This is a genomic window from Mesorhizobium sp. M0633 (assembly GCF_040320645.1).
In the GTDB taxonomy this organism is placed as follows: Bacteria; Pseudomonadota; Alphaproteobacteria; order Rhizobiales; family Rhizobiaceae; genus Mesorhizobium.
Genome location: NZ_JAMYQC010000021.1, coordinates 104,905 through 112,935, shown reverse-complemented (window position 1 = coordinate 112,935; position 8,031 = coordinate 104,905). Strand labels below are relative to the sequence as shown.

The following is an 8,031-nucleotide window of genomic DNA, read 5'->3' as shown; positions in this document are numbered from 1 at the left end:
CCGCAGCGCCGGCGCCTGACGTGACTATCTTGATGTCCGAGATGGACTTGCCGGCGAATTCCAGCCCATTGAGCACAGCGGCGGCGACGATGATGGCGGTGCCGTGCTGGTCGTCATGGAAGACCGGTATGCCCATGCGGGCTTTCAACTGTTCCTCGACTTCGAAGCATTCGGGCGCCTTGATGTCTTCCAGGTTGATGCCGCCGAAGGTTGGTTCCAGCGCCGAGATCGTCTCGACCATGCGCTCGATGCCCGGTGCATCGATCTCGATGTCGAAGACGTCGATGCCGGCGAATTTCTTGAACAGCACCGCCTTGCCCTCCATCACCGGCTTGGAGGCGAGCGGACCGATATTGCCGAGGCCGAGCACCGCCGAACCGTTGGTGACAACGCCGACCAGATTGGCGCGGGCTGTATAGTCGGCAGCGGTTGCCGGATCGTCGCGGATTTCAAGGCAGGGGGCGGCGACACCCGGCGAATAGGCAAGCGCCAGGTCGCGCTGGTTGCCGAGCGGCTTCGTCGCCTGGATTTCAAGCTTTCCGGGACGGGGGTGCTTATGGAAATAGAGCGCTGCTTCGTCGAGGTCGGATCGGGCCGCCTTCTTGCTTTCGCCTGTCATGACGGCCGCCTCCTCAGTTCAGTCCGTTTGGTGTTTTGAGTCTCTTAGCATGCAGCCGAGGCTTTTCGAGAGGTGATATCTCGCAAGCGCGACGCTCTGCCTCGCATTACCCTAACTTTGCGATCTGCTGTGGAAGATGTTTGCGACGAAGTAGTGCTGCGGCGAGCTATGTCGGCGCCGGTTCGAATGATCATTATGTGTGGAGGGCGGTCGCTTAGTTCTCGACGATAAAGGTGCCGTCCGTGTCTTGGTAGACGAACAACTCGACGGCGTCGTGCTTTTGACGGTCGGTCGAGATCGCGACGAAGTCATCCCCTTCCAAGTGAAAGGTAATCTCTTGATCGGTAGATGTGACGCGTTCGATGTGCGAACCGCTTGCTGCGTCACTCATGCGCAGCGACACCTCTGAATAGGCGGTAAGGCCGGTGCCGTCGGACGAAAAGAACAGTAATCCCGTACCCTTCTTCACTTCTTCCAACGGACCGTATCGACTTGCCGATCATTCTTTCTGCGAAGGTTTTCACAGTACTCCTCCCGATCCGTCGTTAGGAGAAACAGGATCAGTCGGTGGCAGGCGAACCTTGGCTTTAGCAATCATCCATTCGACTACTTCGACGGAAACCTCGGGCTGACCTAAGGTAATCGTCATCTTTCCATCAATGTCCGAGAAAAAAATCTCGCCCACTATGTGATTGTCCTGGTCGACGAGCTCCAGGTACATGCCATCCCGTTGAACATCACTGCCAATCGTTGCTTCATAATTCCGCCCGGCCAGTTCAACCATGCCGCCAGTATCTGCGAAAGACGCAAGGCCCGCAATGGATGGAAAGCGGACGCTACAGTCCCGTCGAAAGGCGGCTCTGCAGCGCTTGCTCCTCTTCTCGCGAAAGGGGCGCGCTCTCGTCTGACAGGAAGAACAGAACCTCCAAGAGGCCCTCGTCCGCAAAGTTGAAGTCGTCGCTCATGATCAGCGCATCGGCAACATAGGCGGCGGCTTGGACCGGGAGCGTGCCGTCCGCCAGCCCGTTAACCAGCACGTCCACATGCCGACGGTCAATGATCGTATTTGGCCCCTCAGTGATGATGACATGCCCCACGGAGCCAGGCTTGGATGCGGCGGTCACGCATTCGGTCACTTCGGCTTCAATCTCCTGCCAAAGCTCGTCCGGTAGTTTGTCGCCGTTGAGGAAGGATACGAGGGACGAGTGTTGCATTGGCGGAGCTTATGCTGATGGCTACAACGTCCGCAATGGGTCGTTTCCCGCCGTTCCCAGCGGATACCAAAGCGTCAGATACCCACTAAAACGCGCTGACATAGAGGCCGCCGTCCACCGGTATGTTCTGTCCGGTCAGATAGCCGGCATGGACCGAGCACAGGAAGGCGCAGATCTGGCCGAATTCCTCCGGCGTGCCGAGTCGCTTGGCCGGAACATTGGCCGCTGCTTGCGCCTTGCGCGCGGCGGCGGCGGCCGGATCTTCGGGCGTGCCGGCCTCGTGCGGGCCGCGCAGCCGGTCGGTATCGAGTTTTCCCGGCAGCATGTTGTTGATCGTCACATTGCGGTCGATCACCGTGCGCGCGACGCCGGCGAGGAACGAAGTGAGGCCGGCGCGGGCGCCGGACGACAGGTCGAGGCCGGGGATAGGCACATAGACCGACAGCGAGGTGATGTTGACGATGCGGCCGAAGCCGCGCGCCGCCATGCCGTCGATCACCGCCTGAACCAGTTCGACTGGGGTCACCATGTTCTGGGTGACGCCTTCGAGGATCTTTTCGCGGTCGAGCGCACGGAAATCGCGAAACGGCGGACCGCCATTGTTGTTGACGAGGATGTCGGGATCGGGGCAGGCGGCAAGCAGCGCCTTCTGGACATCGGGCTTGGATACGTCGCCGACGATTTCGGTCACCTTGACGCCGAATTTCTCGCGCAGTTCAGCGGCAGTTTTGGCCAGCACGTCGGCGTTGCGGCCATTGACCACCAGATCGCAACCTGCCTCTGCCAGTGCCATGGCGCAGCCGCGTCCCAAGCCTTTGCTCGAAGCGCAGACGATGGCCTTCTTGCCGCGAATGCCGAGATCCATGGTGGTTTTCTCCTCTGATTGCCGCGGCAACCTACCCGTATGGCTGGACCAATCGCAACCGTCATACGCTTGTTGCATAAATCGGGGCATAGCCTCACGCGAAAGCAACGGTGACAAATGATGTCCGGCGCAGAGCCCCGCACTTTCCGCAGCATGTTCATCTCCGACGTCCATCTCGGATCGAAGGCGGCGAAGGCCGAGTTCCTGATCGATTTCCTGCGCCATCACGATGCCGATATCATCTATCTCGTCGGCGACATCGTCGACGGCTGGCGCTTGAGACGGAGCTGGCATTGGCCGCAGAGCCACAATGACGTCGTCCAGAAGTTGCTGCGCAAGGCCCGCAAGGGCGCCAGTATCACCTACATCGCCGGAAACCATGACGAGTTCGCACGCCAGTTCCAGGGCGTTCATTTCGGCGGCATTGTCGTCGCCGACCGCGCCATCCATGAGACCGCCGATGGCAAACGCCTTCTTGTCATCCATGGCGACCAGTTCGACACCGTCGTCCATAATGCGCGCTGGCTGGCCTATCTCGGCGACTACGCCTATGACGCGGCGATGCTGGTCAACCGCGTCATCACGCGCCTGCGCCAGGTGCTCGGCCTGCCTTACTGGTCGTTCTCGTCCTGGGCCAAGGTCAAGGTCAAGAAGGCGGTGAATTTCATCGGCTCGTTCCAGACCGTGCTGACCGAGGAGGCGCGCCGCTCGCATGTCGACGGCGTGATCTGCGGGCACATCCACCATGCCGCGATCGAACGCTATGAGGACGTGCAATACATCAACACCGGCGATTGGGTGGAGAGCTGCACGGCGGTGGTCGAGCATTTTGACGGCCGGATGGAGATCCTGCACTGGGCGCATGTCCTGCCGGAGACTCCGGTCGGCAGCGAGGTGCTCGTGCCGATCGACATCAAGGGCAGGGCAGTCCAGGCGGCTTGACCAAATCCGGCCGCATCTCGCTTCAATCGGTTAGTCCAGCGGTTTCATCGACTTTTTCGCCGTGTTAAGCAGCGGCAGGTGTGGCGGGCCGACCCGGCTGAGTGCCGTGCCGACGGATCGCCTGTCAATGTCCTCGCTGCCGCCGCTTTCGCCCGAACAGCTCGTCAAGCCACGCCATTTCGAACTGCGCATGAGCTTGATCTTCTTTACGCTCTTCGTTCCGCTCGGGACGCATGTGCCGTATTTCCCGCTGTGGCTGCAGGCGAAGGGGTTCCATGCCGAACAGATAGCCGTGATCCTGGCCGCGCCGATGTTCCTGCGCGTGGCGACGACGCCTTTTCTTACTGCGCTGGCAGACAAAGCGAGCGACCGCGCCAATGTCTATGTTGCGCTGGTCGCCGCATCGCTGATCCTGTCCGCCGGCTACCTCCTGCCGCCGACCTACGCAACGGTACTTGCCGTGTCGCTGGCCCTGACGGTCGTCTGGACGCCGCATTCGCCGATTGCCGATTCGCTCGCCCTTTCAGGTGTTCGCCGCTTCGGCTCGAATTACGCAAGCATGCGCAAATGGGGCTCGATCTCCTATCTCTGCGCCAATCTCGCCGGCGGTTTCATCCTGTCGGCGAGCGGTGCCCAGGCTGTCCCGGTGATCATCTTCGCGGCGCTGTGTGCCGCGCTAGCCGCCGGACTGATTGCGCCGCGCCTCGGCCGTCCACGCCGCGCCTCGCCGCTTTCGGCCGCCGATATCCAGCAATCGGCACCGAAACTCCTCAACCGGTACTTCCTCTATTTTTCGACAGGCGTCGGCGTCATCACCGCCAGCCACGCATTTCTCTACGGTTTCGTGTCGATCTACTGGAAGTCGATCGGCATCAGCGATTCGGTTGTCGGGCTTCTGTGGGGGTGGGGCGTCGTCGCCGAGATATGCATGTTCGTCGTTTTCACCCGCGCTTTCGCCTCCTTCTCGGTCGTCTCGATCATGCTGATTGCCGGGATTGGCGCGATCGTGCGCTGGTTCGCCTTTCCGCTGATCTGGCCGCTTGGGCTTGGCGTTGGCGGGTTTTTCGCGATCCAGACGCTGCACGCGGTTTCGGTGGCGCTGGTGCTGATCGGCCTGCAAAAGATGATCGGTGAGACGGTCGCGGAAGAACGCACCGGGGCGGCGCAAGGCATCGCCTACTTCTCCAATGGCTTCTTCATGGCGGCGGCGACGCTGATTTCCGGTCCTCTTTACGACCGCTTCGGCGCGAATGGCTTCTTTGCGATGATCCCGATCGCCCTGACGGGCCTGGCTCTGATCGGACTTGCCGCGCGTTCAGCCCCACAGCGCCCGCTCGGGCGGTGACACCAGCGAACCTTGGTAGACGAGACCGGGAACGCGGTCGCGGGCCAGCAGCAGCGGACCGTCGAGATCGACGAAATCGGCATCCTGCGCCAACAGCACGGCCGGCGCCATCGCAAGCGATGTGCCGACCATACAGCCGACCATGACACCAAGACCCAGTTCGCGGGCGCGGTCGCGAAGCACGAGTGCAGCGGTCAGGCCACCCGATTTGTCGAGCTTGATGTTGACGGCGTCGTAAAGGCCGACAAGCGCTTCAAGGTCCTTCGCCTCGTGCACGCTTTCGTCGGCACAGATCGGTACCGGATGCGCGATGTGGCGAAGAATACCGTCATGTCCCGCCGGCAGCGGCTGTTCGATCAAGGCGATACCGTGCTCGGCGGTAAAGGCGAGGTTTGCGACGATATTGTCGTCATTCCAGCCCTCATTGGCGTCGAGAATGATTCGGCTGTCGGGTGCTGCCGCCGTCACTGCACGGATGCGCGCAATGTCGTTGTCGCCGCCGATCTTGACCTTGAGTAGCGGGCGCTGGGCGTTAGCGCGGGCCTGCGCCGCCATCGCCTCCGGCTCGGCGAGCGACAATGTATACGCCGTCTCAAGCGGTCGTAACGGAACGGTTCGTATCGTATGCGCCACCGGTGTTCCGCTGATCTTCGCTTCCAGGTCCCAGAGCGCGCAGTCGATGGCACTGCGTGCCGCGCCGGCAGGCATGGCATCGAGCAGGGCGATGCGGCTGATGCCGCGCGCGATCTCGCTGCGCATCGCCTCGATCGCGTCGCGCACACCCTCCATGGTCTCGCCATAGCGCTTGTAAGGGACGCATTCGCCGCGTCCTGTACGGCCGTTTTCGGTGATGGCGCAGGAAATCACCTCCGCTTCGGTCTTCGAGCCGCGCGAAATGGTAAAGGTCCCGGCTATCGGAAAGCGCTCGGCCTCGACCGAAATGACACGCGCCATATTTTTCTGCTCCAGCTGTGCGACAAGGAGGATATCGGCAAATCGACAGGTCGGCCCCGTCAGGCTAAACAGGACGCCATGTTGACCATCCGCAAACGCGACGCAAGCGGCCCTGCCAAGGAGCCCGACCACCAGCCGCGCATTGCGATCGGCGAGGAGGGCGACGTTCTCGGCTGCGCTTTCTCGGGAACCTGGACGACACGTACCGTTGCCCTGGTCGATGCCGAGATGCGTAAGATCGAGAAGCGCGGCGGCTTCAAGACGCTGGCGCTCGACCTTTCACAAATCGAGAAGATGGACACTGCCGGGGCGTGGCTGATCGACCGCCTGGTCAGCAGCTTCGAAAAGAAGGGCGTCGAGATCACGATGCAGGGGCAAAGCGAGATTGCCTCGATCCTGCTAGGCGCCGTCGGTGATGCGGTCAGACGCGAGCCCGAATCAGGTCCGGCAAAGCCGCCCAACTTCATCATTCGCGGGCTCGAGGCGGTTGGCCGGCGCGTTTATGAGATGCGCGACGATTTCCTGGCCGCAATGAATATCCTCGGCGCCACGATACGCGGCTCGCAGATGAAGCTTGGCCGTGGCCATGCCGTCAACATGGCGGCGATCTTCAACCAGATCGATCGCATGGGTGTCGGCGCCATACCGGTAGTCGTGCTGATGTCGGCCATCGTCGGTGCGATCGTCGCCCAGCAAGGCGCTTATCAGCTCAGCTATTTCGGCGCCGACATCTTCGTCGTCGACCTGGTCGGGGTGCTGATCCTGCGCGAGCTCGGCGTGCTGATGACGGCGATCATGATCGCCGGCCGCTCCGGCAGTGCGATCACCGCCGAGATCGGCTCGATGAAGATGCGCGAGGAGGTCGATGCGCTGAAGGTGATCGGTCTTAATCCAATCGGCGTGCTGGTGTTTCCGCGGCTGGTCGCGCTGGTCGTCGCGCTGCCTTGCCTGACGATCGTCGCCAACTTTGCCGCGTTGGGCGGCGGCATTTTGGCTGCATGGCTCTACTCCGATATTGCACCGGCAGCGTTCATCGACCGGCTGCGTGTCGCAATCGACCTCAGCACCATCTTTGCCGGCCTGATCAAGGCGCCGTTCATGGCCATGATCATCGGCATAATCGCCTCGGTCGAGGGCATGAAGGTTGGCGGCAGCGCCGAATCGCTTGGCCAGCATGTGACCGCCTCAGTGGTGAAGTCGATCTTCGTGGTCATTATCCTCGACGGGCTTTTCGCCATGTTCTATGCAGCGATCGAGTTCTGAGATGGCGCTGCCGGGCACAAACACGACCAAGGTGGCGGCGAAAGCCAAAGAAGACGAGATCGTGCTGTCGGCGCACGACGTCACGGTGTCGTTCGCCGATCAGGTCGTTCTCGACAAATTATCGCTCGATATCTGGCGCGGGGAGATTCTCGGCTTCGTCGGTGCCTCCGGTGCCGGCAAATCTGTTCTCTTGCGCACCATCCTTGGCTTGACGCGCAAGCAATCGGGAACAATCAAACTGTTCGGGGTCGACGTCGAGAGGGCAACCGAAAGGGAGCGCCTTCGCATCGACATGCGGCTTGGCGTGCTGTTCCAGCATGGTGCGCTGTTTTCGGCGCTGACCGTCCTCGAAAACGTCCAGGTGCCGATGCGCGAATATCTCGATTTGCCGAAGAAGCTGATGGACGAACTTGCCATGCTCAAGGTCGAGCTGGTCGGATTGCCGCCGGATGCGGCGCAGAAATTCCCCTCCGAGCTCTCCGGCGGCATGATTAAGCGTGCTGCGCTGGCGCGCGCTCTGGCGCTCGATCCGGATATCGTCTTCCTCGACGAACCGACTTCCGGGCTCGATCCGATCAGCGCGGCTGAGTTCGACGAATTGGTCGTCAAACTGCGCGATACGATGGATTTGACCGTGTATATGGTCACGCACGATCTCGACACGCTGTTTACCGCGTGCGACCGCGTGGCGGTGCTTGGCAACAAGAAAGTGCTGGTCGAGGGCACGATCGACGACATGCTCAGGAGCGAGGAACCCTGGGTAAAATCCTATTTCCGCGGAAAACGCGCCCGGCAACTTGATCTTGCGGCGCGCGCATAGCCATAAGTG

The 8,031-nt window shown here is 61.3% G+C and carries 9 protein-coding genes and 1 pseudogene; 4 read left to right on the top strand and 6 right to left on the bottom strand.

The features are described from left to right. From NKI47_RS21700 to NKI47_RS21680, 5 genes and pseudogenes are all read right to left on the bottom strand, one after another. A pseudogene (locus NKI47_RS21700) lies at nt 1-619 on the bottom strand (NADP-dependent malic enzyme); the annotation flags it as partial. 214 nt (nt 620-833) lie between these two features. Next, nucleotides 834-1,097, bottom strand: a complete 264-nt coding sequence (locus tag NKI47_RS21695; RefSeq protein WP_352593559.1) for a hypothetical protein — start codon at nt 1,095-1,097, stop codon at nt 834-836. A gap of 42 nt (nt 1,098-1,139) precedes the next feature. Beyond that, nucleotides 1,140-1,403: a hypothetical protein gene (locus NKI47_RS21690; RefSeq protein ID WP_352568771.1), complete on the bottom strand. Its 264-nt coding sequence runs from the start codon at nt 1,401-1,403 to the stop codon at nt 1,140-1,142. Nucleotides 1,404-1,455: 52 nt separating this feature from the next. After that, on the bottom strand, nt 1,456-1,755 hold the full coding sequence (locus tag NKI47_RS21685; protein ID WP_352593556.1) for a hypothetical protein: 300 nt from the start codon (nt 1,753-1,755) through the stop codon (nt 1,456-1,458). Nucleotides 1,756-1,918: 163 nt separating this feature from the next. Further along, complete coding sequence (locus tag NKI47_RS21680; RefSeq protein ID WP_352448726.1) at nt 1,919-2,698, bottom strand: SDR family oxidoreductase; 780 nt, start codon at nt 2,696-2,698, stop codon at nt 1,919-1,921. Nucleotides 2,699-2,818: 120 nt separating this feature from the next. On the opposite strand from NKI47_RS21680, the gene NKI47_RS21675 reads away from it, so the two are divergent. Together NKI47_RS21675 and NKI47_RS21670 are read left to right on the top strand one after the other, a co-directional pair. After that, complete coding sequence (locus tag NKI47_RS21675; protein WP_352568769.1) at nt 2,819-3,640, top strand: UDP-2,3-diacylglucosamine diphosphatase; 822 nt, start codon at nt 2,819-2,821, stop codon at nt 3,638-3,640. A 127-nt stretch (nt 3,641-3,767) separates the two neighbouring features. Beyond that, the gene (locus NKI47_RS21670; protein WP_352540619.1) at nt 3,768-4,985 is read left to right on the top strand and encodes an MFS transporter; all 1,218 of its coding nucleotides are present in this window, start codon (nt 3,768-3,770) and stop codon (nt 4,983-4,985) included. Here NKI47_RS21670 and dgcA read toward each other — a convergent pair. Then, nucleotides 4,956-5,939, bottom strand: a complete 984-nt coding sequence (gene dgcA, locus NKI47_RS21665) for an N-acetyl-D-Glu racemase DgcA (RefSeq protein ID WP_352574964.1) — start codon at nt 5,937-5,939, stop codon at nt 4,956-4,958. The genes NKI47_RS21670 and dgcA overlap by 30 nt on opposite strands. Nucleotides 5,940-6,017: 78 nt before the next feature. Here dgcA and NKI47_RS21660 point away from each other — a divergent pair, with 78 nt between their 5' ends. Both NKI47_RS21660 and NKI47_RS21655 read left to right on the top strand, forming a co-directional pair. Beyond that, entirely contained in the window at nt 6,018-7,202 is a 1,185-nt protein-coding gene (locus NKI47_RS21660) for an ABC transporter permease (protein ID WP_352593552.1), read from the top strand. Nucleotide 7,203: 1 nt separating this feature from the next. Beyond that, nucleotides 7,204-8,022 carry an ABC transporter ATP-binding protein gene (locus tag NKI47_RS21655; RefSeq protein ID WP_352593549.1) on the top strand — a complete coding sequence of 273 codons (819 nt, stop codon included), beginning with the start codon at nt 7,204-7,206 and terminating at the stop codon, nt 8,020-8,022. Nucleotides 8,023-8,031 lie beyond the last annotated feature (9 nt).

What these genes read in the sequence shown, in the direction of transcription:
- NKI47_RS21690 (WP_352568771.1), bottom strand. Translation starts at nt 1,403, where the DNA reads ATGGTTGAACTGGCCGGGCGGAATTATGAAGCAACGATTGGCAGTGAT.
- NKI47_RS21680 (WP_352448726.1), bottom strand. Translation starts at nt 2,698, where the DNA reads ATGGATCTCGGCATTCGCGGCAAGAAGGCCATCGTCTGCGCTTCGAGC.
- NKI47_RS21675 (WP_352568769.1), top strand. Translation starts at nt 2,819, where the DNA reads ATGTCCGGCGCAGAGCCCCGCACTTTCCGCAGCATGTTCATCTCCGAC.
- NKI47_RS21670 (WP_352540619.1), top strand. Translation starts at nt 3,768, where the DNA reads ATGTCCTCGCTGCCGCCGCTTTCGCCCGAACAGCTCGTCAAGCCACGC.
- dgcA (WP_352574964.1), bottom strand. Translation starts at nt 5,939, where the DNA reads ATGGCGCGTGTCATTTCGGTCGAGGCCGAGCGCTTTCCGATAGCCGGG.
- NKI47_RS21660 (WP_352593552.1), top strand. Translation starts at nt 6,018, where the DNA reads ATGTTGACCATCCGCAAACGCGACGCAAGCGGCCCTGCCAAGGAGCCC.
- NKI47_RS21655 (WP_352593549.1), top strand. Translation starts at nt 7,204, where the DNA reads ATGGCGCTGCCGGGCACAAACACGACCAAGGTGGCGGCGAAAGCCAAA.